Origin of the sequence: Chryseobacterium sp. BGARF1 (assembly GCF_001677955.1) — a bacterium.
Lineage (GTDB): Bacteria > Bacteroidota > Bacteroidia > Flavobacteriales > Weeksellaceae > Chryseobacterium.
The window spans coordinates 91,880-112,728 of record NZ_LELA01000057.1 but is presented as its reverse complement, the minus strand read 5'-3'; the positions used below and the strand labels follow the sequence as shown (position 1 = coordinate 112,728).

At 33.9% G+C, this 20,849-nt stretch carries 18 protein-coding genes; 6 read left to right on the top strand and 12 right to left on the bottom strand.

From position 1 onward, the window contains the following. The first annotated feature begins 3 nt into the window (after positions 1-3). Positions 4-381, top strand: coding sequence for a VOC family protein (locus AB671_RS11745; RefSeq protein ID WP_066676802.1), 378 nt, complete (start codon positions 4-6; stop codon positions 379-381). A 68-nt stretch (positions 382-449) separates the two neighbouring features. Here AB671_RS11745 and AB671_RS11740 read toward each other — a convergent pair whose 3' ends face one another. Both AB671_RS11740 and AB671_RS11735 read right to left on the bottom strand, forming a co-directional pair. After that, positions 450-833, bottom strand: coding sequence for a DUF1634 domain-containing protein (locus AB671_RS11740; RefSeq protein WP_066676804.1), 384 nt, complete (start codon positions 831-833; stop codon positions 450-452). Beyond that, positions 830-1,660 (bottom strand): sulfite exporter TauE/SafE family protein, encoded by an 831-nt coding sequence (locus tag AB671_RS11735; RefSeq protein ID WP_066676806.1) that lies wholly within the window; start codon positions 1,658-1,660, stop codon positions 830-832. Before AB671_RS11735 ends, AB671_RS11740 begins: the two co-directional genes overlap by 4 nt. 87 nt (positions 1,661-1,747) lie before the next feature. Here AB671_RS11735 and AB671_RS11730 point away from each other — a divergent pair, with 87 nt between their 5' ends. Together AB671_RS11730 and AB671_RS11725 are read left to right on the top strand one after the other, a co-directional pair. After that, positions 1,748-2,296 carry a DUF1543 domain-containing protein gene (locus AB671_RS11730; RefSeq protein ID WP_066676808.1) on the top strand — a complete coding sequence of 183 codons (549 nt, stop codon included), beginning with the start codon at positions 1,748-1,750 and terminating at the stop codon, positions 2,294-2,296. 38 nt (positions 2,297-2,334) lie between these two features. Further along, on the top strand, positions 2,335-3,444 hold the full coding sequence (locus tag AB671_RS11725; RefSeq protein WP_066676810.1) for a 5-(carboxyamino)imidazole ribonucleotide synthase: 1,110 nt from the start codon (positions 2,335-2,337) through the stop codon (positions 3,442-3,444). 191 nt (positions 3,445-3,635) lie between these two features. Here the strand turns inward: AB671_RS11725 and AB671_RS11720 are convergent, their stop codons facing one another. Together AB671_RS11720 and AB671_RS11715 are read right to left on the bottom strand one after the other, a co-directional pair. Further along, positions 3,636-4,223, bottom strand: coding sequence for a hypothetical protein (locus AB671_RS11720; protein WP_066676812.1), 588 nt, complete (start codon positions 4,221-4,223; stop codon positions 3,636-3,638). A 39-nt stretch (positions 4,224-4,262) separates the two neighbouring features. Next, a complete protein-coding gene (locus tag AB671_RS11715) occupies positions 4,263-5,171 on the bottom strand; it encodes a DMT family transporter (RefSeq protein ID WP_066676195.1) in 909 nt (302 codons plus the stop codon). Between the two features lie 138 nt (positions 5,172-5,309). Here AB671_RS11715 and purE point away from each other — a divergent pair, with 138 nt between their 5' ends. Then, a complete protein-coding gene (purE, locus tag AB671_RS11710; RefSeq protein WP_066676194.1) occupies positions 5,310-5,813 on the top strand; it encodes a 5-(carboxyamino)imidazole ribonucleotide mutase in 504 nt (167 codons plus the stop codon). 103 nt (positions 5,814-5,916) lie between these two features. Here purE and AB671_RS11705 read toward each other — a convergent pair whose 3' ends face one another. From AB671_RS11705 to ahcY, 7 genes are all read right to left on the bottom strand, one after another. Next, positions 5,917-7,632 carry a BspA family leucine-rich repeat surface protein gene (locus tag AB671_RS11705; protein ID WP_066676190.1) on the bottom strand — a complete coding sequence of 572 codons (1,716 nt, stop codon included), beginning with the start codon at positions 7,630-7,632 and terminating at the stop codon, positions 5,917-5,919. Positions 7,633-7,651: 19 nt separating this feature from the next. Further along, complete coding sequence (locus AB671_RS11700; protein WP_066676189.1) at positions 7,652-9,160, bottom strand: BspA family leucine-rich repeat surface protein; 1,509 nt, start codon at positions 9,158-9,160, stop codon at positions 7,652-7,654. Positions 9,161-9,249: 89 nt separating this feature from the next. Next, complete coding sequence (locus AB671_RS11695) at positions 9,250-10,800, bottom strand: BspA family leucine-rich repeat surface protein (RefSeq protein WP_082987293.1); 1,551 nt, start codon at positions 10,798-10,800, stop codon at positions 9,250-9,252. A gap of 19 nt (positions 10,801-10,819) precedes the next feature. Then, positions 10,820-12,592: a BspA family leucine-rich repeat surface protein gene (locus AB671_RS11690; RefSeq protein WP_185114068.1), complete on the bottom strand. Its 1,773-nt coding sequence runs from the start codon at positions 12,590-12,592 to the stop codon at positions 10,820-10,822. Between the two features lie 19 nt (positions 12,593-12,611). Next, complete coding sequence (locus AB671_RS11685; RefSeq protein WP_066676184.1) at positions 12,612-14,177, bottom strand: BspA family leucine-rich repeat surface protein; 1,566 nt, start codon at positions 14,175-14,177, stop codon at positions 12,612-12,614. Between the two features lie 71 nt (positions 14,178-14,248). Beyond that, entirely contained in the window at positions 14,249-14,641 is a 393-nt protein-coding gene (yiaA, locus tag AB671_RS11680; RefSeq protein WP_066676182.1) for an inner membrane protein YiaA, read from the bottom strand. A gap of 358 nt (positions 14,642-14,999) precedes the next feature. Then, entirely contained in the window at positions 15,000-16,313 is a 1,314-nt protein-coding gene (ahcY, locus tag AB671_RS11675) for an adenosylhomocysteinase (protein WP_066676180.1), read from the bottom strand. Positions 16,314-16,475: 162 nt separating this feature from the next. Here ahcY and AB671_RS11670 point away from each other — a divergent pair, with 162 nt between their 5' ends. Together AB671_RS11670 and AB671_RS11665 are read left to right on the top strand one after the other, a co-directional pair. Further along, on the top strand, positions 16,476-17,006 hold the full coding sequence (locus AB671_RS11670) for a HugZ family protein (protein ID WP_066676175.1): 531 nt from the start codon (positions 16,476-16,478) through the stop codon (positions 17,004-17,006). A gap of 941 nt (positions 17,007-17,947) precedes the next feature. Continuing rightward, a complete protein-coding gene (locus tag AB671_RS11665) occupies positions 17,948-18,562 on the top strand; it encodes a 4'-phosphopantetheinyl transferase family protein (protein ID WP_066676174.1) in 615 nt (204 codons plus the stop codon). Here the strand turns inward: AB671_RS11665 and AB671_RS11660 are convergent. Then, the gene (locus tag AB671_RS11660) at positions 18,543-20,807 is read right to left on the bottom strand and encodes an FUSC family protein (RefSeq protein WP_066676173.1); all 2,265 of its coding nucleotides are present in this window, start codon (positions 20,805-20,807) and stop codon (positions 18,543-18,545) included. The two genes, AB671_RS11665 and AB671_RS11660, sit on opposite strands and share 20 nt — an antisense overlap. Positions 20,808-20,849: the final 42 nt, after the last annotated feature.

Below are 20,849 nucleotides of genomic sequence, written 5' to 3'. Positions count from 1 at the left end.
AAAATGAAAATTCATCATATCGCCATAATCTGCTCAGATTACGAGGTTTCAAAAAAGTTTTATACCGAAATTTTAGGTTTAAACATTATTCGTGAAGTGTATCGAGAAGAAAGACAATCTTATAAACTGGATCTAGCTATTGGAGAACATTACGTTATCGAATTATTTTCTTTTCCAAATCCTCCACAACGACCTTCAAGACCAGAATCTTGTGGACTAAGACATCTTGCCTTTTCTGTGGAAAATGTTAATGAAAAACGCAACGAATTAATTCAAAAAGGATTAAACTGTGAAGACATCCGAGTTGATGAATTTACCGGAAAAGAGTTTTTCTTTACGCAAGATCCGGATGATTTACCTCTTGAATTTTATGAGAATTAAATTGAGATATCAGATTCAAGACTTAAATTACTGTTGTAAGTCTGAAATCTAGAGTCTAATATCTATTATTAATGCGCATAACCCGTAAAGAAGCTGATCGCCATAATTGCCAAAACAATTGAAGAAATAATCACATACACGTAATCTTTTTCTTTAAGATAACCGATTAGTGCGAAAATAATTCTCATCAAAGGCGTGAAAATAAGCATCAGAATTCCCAATTGAATAATCGCCATTCCTTCACCTTTGCAAAGAGTTTCCCAAAAATGGCTCCAGACTTTATCTGAAGAAGTACCCATGTTGAGAAGGTTGTATTTTTTTGGCATTTCAAAACCTTCCATAAAAAGTTTCACAAAACCAATCAGCGAGGTAATAACTGATAAAATAACGCCCAAACGAAGGAGATTTCCTACCGAACGGTTAAGATCAACATCTGTAAAATCTTTTCTCATTTGAAATTGCTGCTTATACCGTTATACATCATATAAATAGAAAGAATGGTAATGACAATGGCAAAAAACGTCTTCAGTTTTTTTGTTTTTGAAACCATTAAAGTCTTAGATCCTATAAAACTTCCAACCACAACACCTACCAAAACAGGTGCTACAATGACAGGAATAATTTCGCCTCTCTGGAAATAAATCAATGAACTTGCAACTGCAGTTACACCGATCATAAAGTTACTGGTCGTTGTAGAAACTTTGAAAGGCAACCTCATCATATTATCCATTGCTAATACTTTTAAAGCACCGGAACCGATACCTAAAAGTCCGGACATTGCTCCTGCAAACATCATCATAAAAAATCCGGGAATCGTATTTCTTGCGGCATAGTTTTTCACAACACCTTTATCGGGGAACGTTCCGTACAATTTCAGCTTATCTTCCAGACTTCCTTTAACTAAAGATTCCTGATGGTCTGGTTTTCCTTTAAGGTTTAAAATTACCGTAAGTAAAAGGATACTTGCGAAGATGATCCCGATGGTATTCGGATTCAGCATTCCGGAAACCAAAGCTCCCATAATTGCTCCTGAAGTAGTTGCTATCTCCAAAAACATTCCGATCCTCATATTGGTAAAGCCTTCTTTTACGAATGCAACGGCTGCTCCGGAAGAAGTTCCGATCACCGAAATCAATGAAGCACCAATGGCATAATGCATAGGAACACCGAAACCAAGCGTTAATAAAGGGATAATGATAACTCCTCCTCCCAAACCGGTGAGTGAACCTAAAAGCCCGGCTGAGATAGCGCCAAGAAAAAGAATAATAATCTCCGACATGCTACAAATATAAAACTATTGCGGTTTTCAGGCAAACATTAACTCAAGATTATTTTTTGCCGTATTTTTGCAAAAATAAAATTCAAAATGAAGTTATTTTATATCATCCTCGGTGCAACACCAAAAGGCAGAAATATAGAACAACACGATGTTTTCTTTGGGATTGCAGAAAGCCTCAAAAATCTGGTTCCAGATATGAAAGATTTCTGGAAAGAAGCTGACGGGAAAATTCATCTCGACTGTTACCAGGAAGTGAAATTTGCTGATGGTTTTGAAGTAAAGATCGTAGAAAAAGGAGAAGAAACTTCAGAAGATCAACTCTATTTTATCAATTTAGGCGGTTATAAGAAAGGTTATTTTGAAGAATTTCATGAGCAACATTTGATTGTGGGAACTTCAATGGCAGATATTGTGAAAAAAGCAAAACAGACCGATTTTTATAAAACAATGGGTTTTGAAGGAGCCGTAAGTCACATTGACGATAAACACGGTGTTGATATTGATGATATTTTTAATGTCAACGATATTCTTCCTGAAAAAATGAAAAAAAAATATTCAATTGTTTTAATTAAATCTGATGTAGAGAATCAGGAAAATCCGATGGGATTGGGATATTTGAAAATTGATAAAATTTAATAAAAGTTTTAAATCTAATAGAAAAAATAAAAGTAAAAATGAAAATAGGAATTTTGGGAGGCGGACAGCTCGGTAGAATGTTGATTCAGGAAGCACTGAAGTATGATGATGAATTTTACACTTTAGATCCGGCTGCAGATGCGCCTTGTCATAATATTTCGCATTTTACGCAAGGGAGTTTTAATGATTACGAAACGGTTCTTGATTTCGGGAAAGATAAAGATGTTGTAACCATTGAAATTGAACATGTAAATGCAGACGCATTGACTGAGCTTGAAAACCAAGGAATAAAAGTGGTTCCGAATTCTCAAATCATTAAGATTATTCAGCAGAAAATTCTTCAGAAGAAATTTTACGAAGAACACAATATTCCAAGTCCGGATTTTGAAATTATGGATGGAAGTTCAGACGAAATAAAAATGCCGCTTCCTTTTGTACAAAAAATGAATACAGGTGGTTACGACGGAAAAGGAGTACAGGTTATCCGTACGAATGAAGATATGAAGAACCTTTGGATTAAGGATTCTGTTCTTGAAAAATTAGTTGATATTGAAAAGGAACTTTCAGTAATTGTTGCCAAAAACGAAAACGGAGAAACGCAAATTTTCCCTGTAACGGAAATGGTTGCTGATCCTAAATTAAATTTGCTTGACTTTAATATTTGTCCGGTTTTATTGAGTGAAGAAATTGAAAATCAAATAGATTCAATTACAGAGAAATTCCTGAATGCCGTAAATTCTCCGGGACTTTTTGCCATTGAATTATTTTTAGATAAAGAAGGAAAAATTTGGGTTAATGAGACCGCGCCGAGACTTCATAATTCAGGACATCAAAGTCAGGAAGGAAATGCCAATTCGCAATTCGAACAAATGTATCGCGTGGTGAAAAATCTTCCTTTGGCAGATACAGATGCCGTTATTTACAGCGGAATGCTGAATTTAGTTGGAGCAGAAGGTTTCTCAGGAAAAGTAATTTATGAAGGAATGGAAGACGTTTTAAAGCTTCCGGAAACCTACATTCACCTTTATGGTAAAACAGAGACCAAGCCAGGAAGAAAAATGGGACACATCAATGTTTTGGCAGAATCCAGAGAAGAATTGATGGAGAAACTGATCCAAGTAAAAGCAATGGTAAGAGTAATTGCTTAAGATTTTTAAAATATATTGAGAAAGACTGCTTTTGGGCGGTCTTTTTTGTTTAATTTTTGGGTCATCAATCGTCTATTTTTTATCTGTTGAATTCTACAATAAATAAGGACCAGCTAAACAGGGGTCATATATCAATAGATGAAATCATCGCTAAAAATAAAAATAGAGGAATAATTTTATTCATAATTTTTTTAATACATAAAATCAAAAGGAGTAAAATCCTGAAGTTTTGGCAGTGAATCTATTTTTTCTGAAGTTTCTGTTAAACTTAAAATTTTGCCTGTCTCGTATGCTGTTTTTCTTAAAATTTTCTTTCCTGTAGATAAATTATAATCTACATATTCGATAAATCCGGGACTGGCGTTATGAAATGTATATCCTATAAGTTCAAAGTTTCCGTTTTGAAATCTGAATTTATGAGTAAATCTTCCACGAATTAATTGATTACTAAATATTAAAATACCATTTTTTATTTCTAAGTTTTCAAGAATGACTTCCGTTCTTTCATCACCATAAGGAAATTTATTTGGTATTGCTTTCTCAGATAAGAAAACGGATGTTAATTCTCCAAGGGCATTTTTAAATTTTATTTCTAATTGATAAGGATTGTATTTGCTTTTTGAATTTTCTTTTACAGTAACCATATCAATAAGATTGTCTTTATTTAAATCTCCTTTAACTTCAAAAACAGTCTTGTCAAATAAATTATTCGAGTTTTGAGATTTATAATTGATAAATATAAATAAGGTAAAAGCAAAATATAAAAACGAGTTTTTCATTTAACAATTTATGATACTCAATATTAAGCATTATTCAATTTAGTTTTCAATCTTTTTTCTTTTAAAAAGTTCCGGATTATAATTAATGATAAAAACTCCGGCGATAATCAGTACTGCTGCAATGATAAATTTAGCTGAGATTTTTTCATCTAAAATCAGCCAGCTTAAAAATATAGAAATAATCGTATTGATATAAGCTAAAATTGAAACCTGTACCGGAGAAATTTTTGTTAAAGCATAATGAAATGCAAAGAAAGCCGCTACAGAACCGAAAACTGCAAGATAAAGCATTGCTGAAATACTTTTTATACTCCAGTTTTCAAAGTTATAAGATTCTGAAAAAAGAAAAGCGAAACAAAGCTGTACAACTCCGGCAAATATAAATTGATAGAAAAGATTAAGCGTGATATTTTTACTTTGAAGGTTTAGTTTTTTAGTGAAAATAGTTCCCGATGCCCATCCTAAAATTGCCGCAAAAAGAAAAATAATGCCCATTAAATAATCTGGATTTGAGAGATCATTCAGCCCATCCCAAAATATAAAAAGAATACCGCTGAAACATAATATTATTCCTATTAAAGCACGAAAGCTGAATTTTTGTAATCCAAAAGCCACACTGCCTAAAAAGACAGCGATGGGTGAACAGGCGCTCATTAATGAAGCCAAACTGCTGGTTACGGTTTCTTCGGCAACGGTGGTCATTCCGTTTGCGATAATGAGCATTAAGGTTGAAAAAATAATTTGATACCCTAGATTTTTCCAGCCGATCCATTTGAATTCTTTTCTGTAGAAAAGTATAACCAACATGATTATCGCCGCTAAAAACTGACGAATCCCTGCAACAAACCATGCCGGAATAGTTTCTACAGCCACACGGATGGATAAAAATGTAGTGCCCCAGACAATGGCTACAGTGAGGATGGCTACAGTAAGTTTGTAATTTTTCAAAATAGGGTGAATCGTCTGCAAATATAAAGATAATGAGCCGTAACTTTTGGGTACAGAATAAGGGAAATTTACAGGTTACAGAATTGGTGATTCACTTTTTTAAAATCCTTATCTTTGAGGTCTAATAAAATTGAAAAAATGGTAGGAATTATTATGGGAAGTCAGAGCGACTTACCGATTATGGAACTGGCGGCTAATTTTCTGAAAAGTTTAGACATTCCTTACGAACTGACTGTGGTTTCGGCTCACAGAACTCCGGAAAGAATGTTTGATTATGCAAAAACAGCTAAAGAAAGAGGGTTGAAGGTAATTGTTGCCGGAGCTGGCGGAGCTGCCCATCTTCCGGGAATGGTTGCAAGTTGCACTACTTTACCAGTAATCGGAGTTCCTATACTTTCCAGCAATTCTATTGACGGTTGGGATTCTGTTTTATCAATTTTACAAATGCCTGGCGGAATTCCTGTGGCAACAGTTGCGTTAAATGGAGCATTGAACGCTGGAATTTTAGCAGCAAAGATATTAGGAAGCGGAAACGAAGAAATTGCAGAAAAACTACAGGTTTATCAGGATACATTAAAAGATAAAGTTTTGGGAACGGTAGATGATATTAAAGCAAAGCATCCTAATCAATACGATAATTAATTTGTGATTGAGAAATTGTCAATAGTGAATTTTACTTCACTCAATAATTGACTTGTCATCTTTACATATAACAAAGCCTCACAATTTTGCGAGGCTTTTGTTTTTATTTTTTGATGAATTTAAAATTTTCTATACCATCTTTTGTTTTGACCTGTAAAATGTAGTTGCCTTTGCTAAGATTTTTAATGTTGATTTCGTTATTTTTCAACGCTCCTTGTAAAACTATTTTTCCGCTTAATTCAAAGATGCTGTAATCTAATGATTGATTACTATTTTTCAAATAAATAAAATCTGTCGCAGGGTTTGGATAAATTGAAAACTCTTTTACACCAGGATATTCTGAAGTTGACAGTATACAGGTTCCCATAACATCGTTGGTGATTGTCCATCCTTTATTAATCAAAATAGTTCTTTTAGGTAAAATATTTGCCGCGTATACAGCAGGTTCTACAGATGATAAGTTGATGTTATTGGGAGCGCTGGGGTTATCTGCCCAACCTGAAAGTGTTTTACTGTAATTGATACAGTTCAGACCTGTATTGAAAAGCATTTTATGGGCTAAAACCAAAGCGCTCAAATTCCAGTTTTCTAATGATTGATTGAAACTACTTGCGCCAGAGAACATATTAGACATTTCTGTCACTTTCCTGACGTTCCATGATGATAGCGGTTGGTTAAAGTTCACAGCAGAACTGAACATTCCATTCATAGTGGTGACGTTTCCTACATCCCAGGAATTGAGAGGTTGATTAAAAACTGTAGTTCCAGCAAATAGATTATTCATTTTTGTGACATTTGCTACATTCCAAACATTCAAAGGTTGATTGAAGGAACTGCAACCACCGAAAGCCGTATTCATATTTTTAACATTAGAAACATCCCAGTTATCCAGAGGTTGATTAAAGGCGGCGTTATTACTAAACATGTAGTGCATATCTGTAAGACTTGAAGTATTCCAATTATTTAAAGGCTGATTAAAATTTTCACAAAATGCAAACATCCAGTTCATCTTCGAGACATTAGAAACATTCCAGTTGTTGAGGTTTTGGTTAAATAAATCTCTTGCTGTGAACATATAGCTGAGATCGTTTGCAGAAGACATATTCCAATTACCTAAATACGGAGGATTGAAATATAGCGGAAGTGTTGCAAAATTAATCCCACTGTAATGAGCTGCAAACATAAAACTGAAATTTTTAATGTTCGAAGTATCCCAATTCTGCATAGAGCTTGCTCCTAAAAACTCAAAGGCTCTGTAAAACATAAGCGATGCATCTGTGACCATACTTAAATTCGGGCTGTCTGTTGCCGTAAGCTGTAGTTTTTGACAGTTGGTAAAAGCACATTTCATGGTGCTCCAGACAATGTTCCCCCATTGTTCAATCTCTCTGATCTTTTCTGAATTACCATATAACTGAATATTAGGAACATTGGTTTCAATATTATTATTAAAAGGCAAGTGGGTGGCAAATTGTATCTGTCTGAAAATTCCGTTTCCGTTGGATACTTTTACTCTGTACTGAGTCGCAGGAGCACTTCCTTCGCGTACAGGGCCGAAATCTATCAATACCTGGCTGGTAGAAGTTACATTGGTCATGATGCCATTGTTTTGCGGATAGCCGACTTCCTCCCATTCGATAGTATAATTTTCTCCTATACCAGGAAACCATATTTGGTTGGAATTGGATTGAAAAGGTGCATTGATGTTTATTGTCGGATTAGTTGTAAAACCGGGTTCCCAGATGGTGATAAACTCATTTTGAGCCTGAGCAAAAAACGAAATGATAATAAAGAAAAACAAAAAAAATGTCTTTTTCATATTTTTGATTTTGGTAGGTTTAATTTTTGATAAATTTTAGATTTTTCACTGCCTGCTGTGTTTTAACCTGAAGAATGTAATTTCCTTTTACCAAATTTCTTATGTCAATTTGGTCTTCACTTACTTTTCCCTGCGAAACAATTCTTCCGCTTGCATCAATGATTTTATATGTAGAGTTTGAGCTTTTTAAATTTTTAATATGAATGAAATCTGTAACCGGGTTTGGGTAAATTGTAAGCAAATTTTTTGAATTAACTTCAGATGTACTCAAAACACTACATGATCCTAGAGTATCTCCCTGAAAAAACCATCCTTTTGCCAAAAGATTATTGCGATCAATCGTTATATCTGAAGCATATTTTGATGGATTTACATTCGCTAAATAAATATTATTTGGAGTAATGCTGTTTAATGACCATCCTTTTATTGTTCTGCTGTAATTTAAACAATCTAATCCTGTATTATTAAGCATAAACATCGCTGTGGAAAGCGATGCTAAATTCCAATTTCCAAGATTTTGGTTGAAATTTGTTGAATTTTCAAACATAAATTCGGTATTCACTACATTACTGGTATTCCAGTTTTCTATATTTTGATTAAATAAAGGTGCATTTTTGAACATGTAAGACATTTTGATAACCTGTGAAGTATTCCAGTTTGCTAAGGGTAGATTGAAGTTTGTTCCGTAAAACATAAACTCCATGTTTTTGTTTTTAGACATATCCCAATTTCCGATAGGTTGGTTAAAGGCAACAGCATTAAGAAACATTGCTGCTGTATCTTCAACTTTCGAGGTATTCCAGTTTGAAAGTGGTTGATTAAATATTGTTGCAGTTGAAAAAGTGGATGACATTAAGGTAACGTTGCTGGTATTCCAACTTCCAATAGGCTGATTAAAAAGAAGACACGCAGAGAAAGTTAAGCTTAGATCTGTTACATTAGAAATGTCCCAATTAGCCATACTTGAATTTCCTACTAAATTATTACACGCTACAAATGTGTTTTGAAGAGAGGTAATATTAGACAAATTAGGAATATCAGTTGCGGTAATATCCATATTTCTACACATTGAGAAAGCTTGTTTCATCGTAGACCAAGGAGTTGTGCCCCATTGTTCAATAGTGAGCAATTTGTCACTGTCACCTACAAGACCTGTCCCATTGGGGTATAAAGTGGAGTCTGCAAATCTGATGCTGTGAAAATTTCCGTTTCCATTGGTGATTTTTAACCTGTAGGTAGCATCTGCCGGATTAGGATTTAATGGTTCAGCAAAATTAATTAGTATCTGATATGCAGAACTTATATTTGTTAAGGTAGAATGATTTTGTGGATAGCCTATCTCTTCCCAATAAATGCTAAAATTATTTCCTCTTACTGGAAGCCAAATCTGTGTAGAAGATGATGGTGTTCCGCTTACTAAAGGGGAAGTTTGGGTAATGGATGGCTTCCAAATCATGATAAATTCATCCTGTGCTTTTATCTGTTGAAAAAGCATGACAAAAATGATGAATGTAATTATTTTTTGCATGATTATTTTAATGAAAATATTATCAGATAACTGAAATTCTTATTTTAACCACTGTTAAATTCTTTATGAACCTTCTTTTTGAAATAATATTATTTTTTGATAAATTTTAAACTCTGTATTTTATCTTTAAATATAAGCTCTAAAATATAAGTTCCAGAAGTAAGATCCTGAATGTTGATAGAATCTTGGCTTAAAGAATCTTTCATTACCATTCTGCCACTTAGGTCTGTTATAACATAGCTTTTTACATTAGAAATATTTTTTAAATAAATAATATCATGCGCCGGGTTGGGGTAAATAGAAATTTTGGGGTTGGTTGTTTCAGAAGTAGAAAGACCTTCTTTGATTTGACAGCTTCCTAAGGTATCTCCAAACATTGTCCATCCTTTACTGATCAATGTATTTCTGTCTACAACGACATCAGGAGAATACGAAAGCATCATCAAAGGAGATATCGAAATATTATTGGGTGTATTGGGGTTTTGTGCCCATCCTGCAATAGTATAGCTGTAATTAACACAATCTATTGAATTTCCACTAAGTGCTAATGAAGCATTGGTAAGTGAGGAAAGATCCCAGCTTCCTAAATCTTGATTAAAACTGTCTGCACCAGCAAATATTCCGGTCATATTTTCAACATTACTCGTGTTCCAAGATGACAATGGTTTGTTAAAATAATCTGCATCATGAAACATATCTGAAATATCAGTTACATTAGATACATTCCAGCTGTTTATAGATTGATTAAAAACTGAATTAGAAAACATGTGAGACATATCGGTAACCATTGAAGTATTCCAATTGTTTAAAGGCTGATTAAAAGCTTTAGTTGCCTGAAATAAGTGACTCATATCTTTTACGTTCGAGGTATTCCAACCGTTAAGGTTTTGATTAAATACCTGTCTTCCTCCAAACATCTGACTCAAGTTTTCAGCTGATGAAATATTCCAATTACTTATTGGAGGATTAAATGTATCATCATTAGAACTACCAACTCCACCAAACATTCCTTTAAAGTTTTTAATAGTAGAAACGTTCCAATTGGCAATAGATGTACTTACAGTAAGCGCATGGATCTTATAAAACATATATGAGGCATCGGTGACGCTATTTAAATTTGGAGTGTCTGTTGCAGTGATTTTCAAATTTCTACAGTTTACAAATGCGCTGTACATCGATATCCACTGAATATTTCCCCATTGCTCCACTTCAAGAATTCTTTCTATGCTTCCTAAATTTTCAAATACAGGTATTGGGTCTGATATTGTATTGGGGTATATTAAACCAAAACGAATCTGTTTAAAGATTCCGTTCCCATTGCTTACTTTTACTCTGTATTTTACATCATCAGATACAGGGTTTAATGCGGTTCCAAAGTCTATCAAAACCTGAGTGGTAGAAGTAACGTTGGGCATCGTCCCGTTGTGTTGAGGATAGCCTATTTCTTCCCAATTTATGGTATAGTTTTGTCCTACTCCGGGAAACCATATTTGATTCGCTAAAACCTGATGGGGTGCAGCAACCATTTCATCCATATTGATTGCGGTTGTAGGTTTCCAGATGGTAATAAATTCGTTTTGTGCTTTTGCAAATTGTCCTAAAAATACTAATAGGATAAGAGCGGATAATTTTTTTAGCATATTTTTTATTTTTAATAAATTACTTTTTAATAAACTTAAAATTCTCAATATTTTTACCAGTTACAATCTGTAAAATATAATTTCCAGAGCTAAGACTTTGAATATTAATAAAATCTTTAGTCAAAGAATCTTTAGATATAATTCTTCCGCTGGAATCTGTTATGATGTAACTTTTTGCATCTTTAGCATTATTTAAATAAATAAAATCTGATGCCGGATTAGGAAAAATTGAAAGGCTATTTTTTAGCTTGCTGTCATTCACTGCAAGTTTTTCACATTCACCCGCAATATCACCGGTGAAAAACCACCCTTTATTAATAAGAATATTTCTCTTGTTGATAATGGTTGACGAATACATAAGGTTCATAAGAGGACCTAAATTAATATTATTCGCTGTATTGGGATTATCTGCCCATCCTGCAAGAGTATCACTGTAATTACTGCAATCTATTCCTGTTTGGGTAATTGCCAGCAAAGCTGTAGTAAGTGAAGGAAGATTCCAGCTTCCTAATGTTTGATTAAAAGCTGTTGCTCCCTGCAAAAAAACATTCATATCGGTTACTTTGCTGGTGTCCCAATTGTCAAGAGGTTGATTAAATGCTGTGCAGTTGTGGAACATATGAGATATATTGGTAACATTTGATGTATTCCAGCTATTAAAAGGTTGATTGAAATTAGGAATCAAATGAAACATAGCACTCATATCTGTAACATTTGAGGTGTTCCAGTTATCAAGTGGTTGATTAAATGCAATACATATAGCAAACATAGAACTCATATTGGTAACATTTGATGTATTCCAATTATTAAGAGGTTGATTAAAGATAGTACAGCCTTCAAACATAGCGCTCATATTGGTAACTTTTGAAGTATTCCAATTGTTTAATGGTTGATTAAAATTAGGAATCTTATTAAAGATAAGAGACATATCTGTAACATTTGAAGTGTTCCAACTGTTCAGGGGTTGATTGAAAGTAGTACAGCCGGCAAACAAAGAACTCATATTGGTAACACTTGAGGTGTTCCAAGAATTTAGGTTTTGATTAAAAGCTTTTCTGTTTTCAAACAATGATTTAAAATTTGTTGCTGATGAGGTATTCCAATTTCCAATGGAAGGATTAAATGTATCTGCAAGCTGATACATATTTGTATGAGCAAACATAAAGCTGAAATCTTTTACATGAGAAGTATTCCAGTTTGCCATTGAAGAATTTCCAGTAAAGCTGCTGGCGTTAAAAAATAGATGTGAAGCATTTTCAACATTCGTTAAATTCGGAGAATCTGTAGCCGTTAACTGTAAACTTTGGCAATGCGAAAATGCATTAAACATCGATGCCCATTGTATATTGCCCCATTGTGATATCTCAAGAATCTTGTCTGAATTACCAAGGTAAGACCAGATTTTGGCTCCGCCTGAGTCTAAGGTGAAAGAAGCAAATTGAATTTTATTAAAAACTCCGTTTCCATTACTTACTTTTACACGATAAGTCGCCTGATTTGGTGTTGGATTTAAAGGAGTTCCAAAATTGATTAAAATTTGACCAGTAGAAGTTACATTCGTTAAAGTTCCATTATGCTGAGGAAAATTAATTTCTTCCCATTGAATGGTATAGTTTGTTCCTGTTCCGGGAAACCAAATCTGGTTTGAAGTTGCCTGTGATGGTGCGATTACAGTAGTTGTAATATTTGGATTTATGCCACTAGGTTTCCAGATGCTAATAAACTCGTTTTGAGCTTTTGCAAATTGTCCTAAAAACACCAATAGGATAAGAGTTGATAATTTTTTTAGCATATTTTTTACTTTTATCAGATTACTTTTTAATAAACTTAAAATTCTCAACATTTTTACTCGTTAGAATTTGTAAAATATAATTTCCAGGGCTAAGGCTTTGAATGTTTATAAAATTTTTAATCAAATTATTTTTTAGTACAATTCTCCCACTAAAATCTGTTATAATATAGCTTTTTACATCTTTAGCATTCTTTAAATAAAGAATATCTGATGCAGGATTAGGATAAATGTTTACATGGTTTGAAAAAGCTGTTTCATTAGTTTTTAAGACGCAACTTCCTAAGCCGTCTCCGAAAAATGTCCAGCCTTTACTGATTAAAATATCTCTTTTGGAAGCAACATTGGCTGCATATTGCATCGGCTGCAGATTAGTAAGGCTTACATTATCTGATGTATTGGGATTTTCTGCCCATCCTGTAAGCGTTTTACTGTAATTTTCACAATTAATACCTGAATCTCCAAAAATTCCGTTTGCAGATTCAAGTGAAGAAATATCCCAGTTCCCAAGTGATTGATTGAAAGATTGGGCATTACTAAACATCGAGCCCATTTTTTTTACCCGACTTACGTTCCACATTTCCAAAGGCTGATTAAAAGCTTGACTGGAAGAAAAGGTACCATTCATATTGATAACTTTAGAAGTATTCCAATTATCTAGTGGCTGATTAAAGGATGTTGTTGCCGAAAACATATTGTTTATATTTTCAAAATTGGAAGTATTCCAACTGTTAAGTGGCTGATTATAGTTGGAACATGCAGTAAACATCCATGCTGCATTTTTAACATTAGTCACATTCCATGAGCTGAGGTTTTGATTGAAAACTCCTCTCCCTGTAAACATGTAACTAAGATTAGTGGCAGCAGAAACATTCCAATTATTCAGGTTAGGTGGATCAAAATTATTTAAATCTGGAGCATAAATTTGTCCCGGAATATGTTGTAGTGCAAACATAAAACTGAAATTTTGAATTGTAGATGTATTCCAGTTCTGCATAAAATCACCTCCGGAGAAAGCATTTGCCCTGTAAAACATTAATGACACATCAGTAAGGTGGCTTAAATCAGGTGAATCTGAAGCAGTAATGTCTACTCTTTGACAATTTGCGAATGCTGAATTCATAGAAATCCATTCAATGTTTCCCCATTGTTCAATGGTAATAAGTTTGTCTGCACTACCATTCATTTGTAATAGAGGTAGAATAACATCACTAGAGCCAAAAGGCTGATGTGTTGCAAATTTTATCTGCTGAAAAACACCGTTTCCGTTTGAAACTTTCACGCGATAAGATGTATTGGCGCCGTCTTCTTTTGAAGGTATGCCAAAATCAATTAAAATCTGACCCGTTGAGGTTACGTTTTCCATCACGCCAAAATGTTGAGGGAAGTCTATTTCTTCCCAACGAATTGTATAATTTTGTCCTGTACCGGGAAACCAAATTTGATTTGAAGTGGCTTGAAATGGTGCGTTTACATTTACAACCGGTGTTGATGCAATTCCGGGCTTCCAGATTGTAATGAATTCATTTTGTGCTTTCAGAAAATGAAAAACAATTAAGAAAAATAAAGGTAAAAGTTTTTTAGACATATCAATATTTTGTGAAATATAAAGATATGTAAAATAAAAAAACTCACCAAATTTGGTGAGCATAAGTTATTCTATTCCTGAGTCATATTGTCTCGGGTATTCTTCTGAACTGCGATTGCACCGAATAAAGCCAGTAAAAAAGCAAAGGCATAAAATCCTTTTTCACTCGGTAAAATGGTTGCATTGAATAATCCTATCGTCAACAAAACAATAGATGATATGGTGGCAAACCAACAAATCCCGTAATAAATATCGGTAACCTTGATGTTTTCTAATCTGTCACGAACTGCTTTCTGCAAAGAAATTACGGCAAATAAACCGTAGAGTAGGATGGTAAAGTAGTAGCCTTTTTCGTTAAGCAGCATTTCTGCTCTTACCAAACCGACAATAAAGCCAACCATTCCTGCTCCTAAAGCAATCCACGATGCTGCTACGAATGCATTTGAAACTCCTTGTTTTTTCATTAAATGTTATTTTTGTTTATTATTGATTCAAATATATTATTTTTTAAATTAATGTTAACGATTATTTCATTGGAGTTTGAAATTATTGAAATCATTCGCAAAATATTAGCCCCGATAAAAGCGACATCCTTTTTTGGGTTTGGAGAAATCTCCTAGGTTTTCAAAACCTAGGAGGTTTAGCTTTGGAGAAAAAAAGATACAGCGGATAGCGGGAAATAGCTCTTGAAATAGAGTTTGAGGGTAGGAGAGTGAATGGGTTTGAGAGTTTGAAAAATATTGATGAAAAAACGCTTCAGAAAAAATCTGAAGCGTTCTATTTTTGCTAATTGCTAATTGCTAATTGCTAATTGCTAATTGCTTAGTATCTGTAATACTCAGGTTTGAAAGGTCCTTTCACGTCAACACCGATGTATTCAGCTTGTTCAGTAGAAAGAACTTCTAGCTCAACGCTTAATTTTTTAAGGTGAAGAGCAGCTACTTTTTCATCTAAATGCTTAGGCAACATGTACACTTCGTTTCCGTAAGCTGCAGAGTTGTTCCAAAGTTCGATTTGAGCCAAAGTCTGGTTAGAGAAAGAGTTAGACATTACAAAAGATGGGTGACCTGTAGCACAACCAAGGTTTACCAATCTACCTTCAGCAAGAATAATTACTTCTTTACCTTCGATTGTGTAGATGTCAACTTGAGGCTTAACTTCAGATTTTGTAGAACCATAGTTTTCGTTCAACCAAGCCATATCGATTTCGTTATCGAAGTGACCGATGTTACAAACGATAGCTTTGTCTTTCATTTTAAGGAAATGCTCTCCTCTTACAATGTTGAAGTTACCAGTCGTAGTGATTACGATATCTGCGTTATCAACTACAGTATCTAATCTTTTTACTTCGAAACCGTCCATTGCAGCCTGAAGCGCACAAATTGGGTCAATCTCAGTAACAGTAACGATAGAACCAGCTCCTCTGAAAGATGCAGCAGTACCTTTACCTACGTCTCCGTATCCGCAAACTACCACTCTTTTTCCAGCTAACATTACGTCTGTCGCTCTTCTTACAGCATCTACTGCAGATTCTTTACATCCGTATTTGTTGTCGAATTTAGATTTAGTAACTGAGTCGTTTACGTTGATTGCAGGCATTACCAAAGTTCCGTTTTTCATTCTTTCGTACAATCTGTGAACACCAGTAGTGGTTTCCTCAGAAAGCCCTTTGATATCTTTTGTGAATTCAGGGTATTTATCAAAAACCATGTTTGTTAAATCTCCACCATCATCCAAAATCATGTTTAATGGTTTTCTGTCTTCACCGAAGAATAAAGTCTGCTCGATACACCAGTCGAAATCTACTTCGTTAAGACCTTTCCAAGCATAAACAGGAATTCCTGCAGCAGCGATTGCAGCAGCAGCGTGATCTTGTGTAGAGAAAATGTTACAAGAAGACCAAGTAACTTCAGCACCCAGAGCTACCAAAGTTTCAATCAAAACTGCAGTCTGGATTGTCATGTGAAGACATCCTGCGATTCTTGCTCCTTTTAATGGTTGAGATGGTCCGTATTCTTCACGGATTGACATCAAACCTGGCATTTCTGCTTCAGCCAAAGTAATTTCTTTTCTTCCCCATTCTGCAAGAGAAATATCCTTAACTTTATAAGGAACGTATTGTGTTGTTGTACTCATATCTTATGAATAATTTAATTTCTAGTTATAAAGTGCAAAATTACAACATATAATTTAGATACAAAAACAAGCTTTGAACTTCCTTTTTATGAGATAATACAGAGTTAATTTTATTTGTTTTAAATCTAAATAGTGTATTTTTGCATAAAATAAATCTCTATTATGAATCATACAAATACTCAGGAAGAATCTCAAAGACAGGCAAAACCTCTTGCACCTAAAGTAAAAGAATTGGTAGAAAGAACTAAAAGCATCATTTTGGCAACCGTAGATGCTGAAGGAACGCCTAATTCTAGCTACGCTCCTTTTGTACAAGTAGAAAACACATTTTATATTTTAGTTTCTTTCATGGCAAAACATACAAAGAATTTGGCTGACGGAAGAAAAACGTCTATTATGTTCATTGAAGATGAGTCTGCTACAAAGCAAATTTATGCAAGAGAAAGATTAACGATTGAAGCTTCTACTTCTCAGGTTGAAAGAGATTCTGAAACTTGGAACACTGTAGTTGCTCAATTAAAAGAAACTCATGGAAAAGTGGTAGATGTAATTGCTGAAATGAAAGATTTTATCTTAATCGGTCTTCATCCTGTGAAAGGTTCTTACGTAAATGGTTTCGGAAGCGCTTATTTTGTAGATGAAAATCTTGAGATTATGGAACACAGAAACGAGGTGAATCACCAATCTAAGTAGGATGCTGGAAGCTGGAGGTGGGAAGTTTTACTACTAACTGCTTTAGTTTTTTAGCCTTTAAATAATATTGAAAAGCACTTAAATCTAAAGATTTAAGTGCTTTTTTTGTTTGAAATTTTAATTTTAATCTGAATTCCAGCGGTCAATTTGTCATGCTGAAAGCATCTCGGTATTTTACATTTTAAACATTGTTTAGATGCTTTCAGCATGACAAACTGTGTGAAAAGCTTGTGAAATTTCTTATCAAGCGCAAAGTTTTATTCTGCAACCTATATTATTAAAGGAGCAAAGGGTTGCAACAAGCCGCTTATGAAGCGTGAAAATAAAAGAGCGCTTTATCAAATCAACTTTGTTGATTTATCTTTGCTCCTTAAGTTTAGCGTAACGATTGATGATCTTTGCGTTTAAAAAATAATTAATAAACTTCTAACATTCAACTTATATCTTTTTACGATTCGAAAATTATTTAACGCAAAGTTTTATTCTGCAAACTGTATTATTTAAGGAGCAAAGAGTTGCGACAAGTCGCTTATGAAGCGTGAAAATAAAAGAGTGCTTCATCAAATCAACTTTGTTGATTCATCTTTGCTCCTTAAATTTGTTGTAACGATTGATAAATTTTGCGTTAAAAAAAATAATTACTAAACTTTCAACATTCAACTTATATCTTTTTACGATTCGAAAATTATTTAACGCAAAGTTTTATTCTGCAAACTGTATTATTTAAGGAGCAAAGAATTTCGACAAGTCACTTATGAAGCATGAAAATAAAAAAGTGCTTCATCAAATCAACTTTGTTGATTTATCTTTGCTTCTTAAGTTTAGCGTAATGATTGATAATCTTTGCGTTAAAAAATAACAGTTAGTAGTAAAAACTTCCCGCATCCAACTTCCATCTTCCAACCAAATTTTTTCCCTATTTTTACCCAATAAACAAACCCATGCCTCTTTACCGAGATTTTTCTGATGATACTGCAACCATTCTGGTCTGGAAATACGACGAGAATGATGAACTCAATATTGATGAGCTTTTAGAACCCGAAAATGCCGAAAAAGTAAAAGATTATCATCCTAAAAAATTACTGGAAGTTTTAATGGTTAGAAAACTTTTGAAAAGCTTAAAACCCAATTCGAAAATTCTGTACAAAGAAAGAGAGCCGTTTTTATCTCCTAAAGATGCCGAAATTTCTATCACGCATTCTTATCCTTTTGCAGCGATTGCCATTTCTAAAAATAAAATAGGGATTGATATAGAAAAATTTAATCCTAAAATTTTAAGAGTAATCGACAAATTTACGTACGAAAATGAAAGAGATTTTATTCCTTTTGATACCGAAGTAGTTTTCTATACTATTATCTGGAGCGTGAAGGAAAGCATGTACAAGATTCATCATTCCAAACACTGGTCGCTGAAAAAACATTACGAAGTAAGACCTTTTGAACTAAAACATCTTCACTCTATAAAATGCCGAGTTCACGATGATAAAATTTCAGACGAACTTAAAGCAAGAGTAGAATTTTTTGACGAGTACTGCTTTACGGTTGTGGAAGAGTAGAGTTTTCTTCGTTTCTGTACTTTTCGATTACTTTTCGCTGTTCTTTGGCAACATCATAAATTAATTCTAAAATATCATGAATATTTTTTAATTCGGTTAAATGAGAGATTTTATTGGGGTCTCTTGTATCGAAATGCTCTTTTTCTAAAAGTTCGGTTTTTCTTTTGTGAAGCATATCTTCAATCGAAGAATCTTCAGGTTCAAGACGGCTGTCCATTCTTAAGGTTTCTGAAATTTTATCTCCGTTAAGTATTGCCGAAACCTGATTCATTTCAGATTCTATTTTTTTACTCCAGCTTTCAGAATCTATTTCAGGATATTCCTGATTGCTTTTAGCGTATTGAGAAAGTGAAGCGGTGTACGCAGTAATCAAGTGTGAAGTTGCCACAAACTGATGTACGACTTCGAGTTTTTTCTGCTGATTTTTAGGATCAGAGATCATTCTCTGGAAATTATCAGAAAGATTAGCTAATGAAATAATGGCATTTTTACGTTTTACTTTATAATCTTCTAGATTAAAATTTTCGTTCAAAAATTTAGACATCACGCTATGAAAATAGGTGAGATTAGATTCTGCAGATTTTTTCATTAAATCTAAATTCTGCGTATGTTCCCAAACCGGAAGTACGATATATGAAACCAGAAATGCTATGATTCCTGCGATAAAAGTATCTACAATTCTGTCTTTAAAAATAACATTTACATTTCCAGGGTTTAAGAAATTAAAACTCATAAAAACATAAATCGTCATAAACAAAACCGCCCAAAAATACCTACCTTTCAATAAACTGAAACATAAAATCATGCTTAAAAGAAGAATTGCAAAAAGTATTGCATTCACATGAATGAAATACAGTAGACCATAAGCAATGACAGCACCTACAACTGTGCCACAAAAACGCAGAAAATTTCTTTGTTTTGTGATAGAGTAGGCTGGTTTTAAAATGGCAACGATGGTAATTAAAATCCAATAGGTGTGGCCAATCTCTACAAACGGAAGTAGAGAAACCAAATATCCCAGCAATAATGCAATGGTAATTCTTATAGCATGCCTGAAATGAGATGAGGTAAGAGAAATATTACTTTTTAAAACTTTAAAATTGATTTTTTCCTCTTTAGGCATAAATTTCTTTAAATCTAAACCTGTAGAAAGACTTTTTGCCAATCTTACATTCTGAGAAAAAACTTTATAGATCTCACTGATTTCTTTCGTAATCTCATTGATACGCATCATAATTTGGCGTAAAATCATGAAATTTTCGAGGTTCTCGGGAGTCATTTCTTTATTTCTCAATTCGAAATAATGTACATTAAGCTCATGAAAGCTTGCATCTAAATTGAATATAGGTCTTGCGCGCGTGCTGCTTTGCAGAGCAATCCCAATATTGGCGATTTCATCCGAGAGAATATTAAGGTAATCGTGTATTTTAACTAAAATTTCAGTGTCTTCAAAACTTTCCTGAAGTTTTTTGTAATCGCTTTCAGAGGTCATCAGCTTTTCGTGAAGGTCCATAGAATTCAAAAACATCAACATTAATAATCTACTCAAAGTGGTAGATTCATTAACGATGGTTCTTGTTTTAAAAACAGTTTCACGGGTTTCTTCCTGGAGGTTTTTAATGCCGATTTGTTTTGCAATGACTTGTAAACTAAGTTTGTCGAAATCAGGATTTTTCTGATAGTAATTTGCTTTGATCTTAAGGAATTCGGCAAGTTGAAGATAGTTTTCACCAATCATCTGACTTGCCAGTTTATATGGCTGAATCGTAGTAACGATAAGGAAAATCAGTAAAAACCAAATGCATCCGGCGGCAAAAATGACTAAACTTTTCAGAATATTGGCTCCGGTTAAATGACCATCGATGAAAATGGCTAAAACAACTAAGGCCAAAGAACCGACAGCTGCCAATCTCTGCCCGTAAACGCCGATTAATGAGAAAAACATTCCGAAAACGATGACTTCCAGAAGAACAAGCGGAATAATTCCTTTCACCAGACTCGCAATTGATGCAACAACTACAAAGCAGAATATGGCAAACGTTAATGAGTTTCTGCGTCTGATGAAGGGGCCCGGTTGATCTGTAAGCGCTACAAAGCTGGTTCCCAAAGGAAAAAGGAAATACTCTTTAAGCAATCCAAAATAAGAGAGAACTAAGCACGGAATTACCGTTGCCAATGTAATTCTTATGGAAGAATAGACATATTGGCTGGTGACGATTTTTTTGAGCTCCGAAGAATAGTTCATACTACAAAAATAGGGGTTAAATATGAATTGGCAGTTTTACTT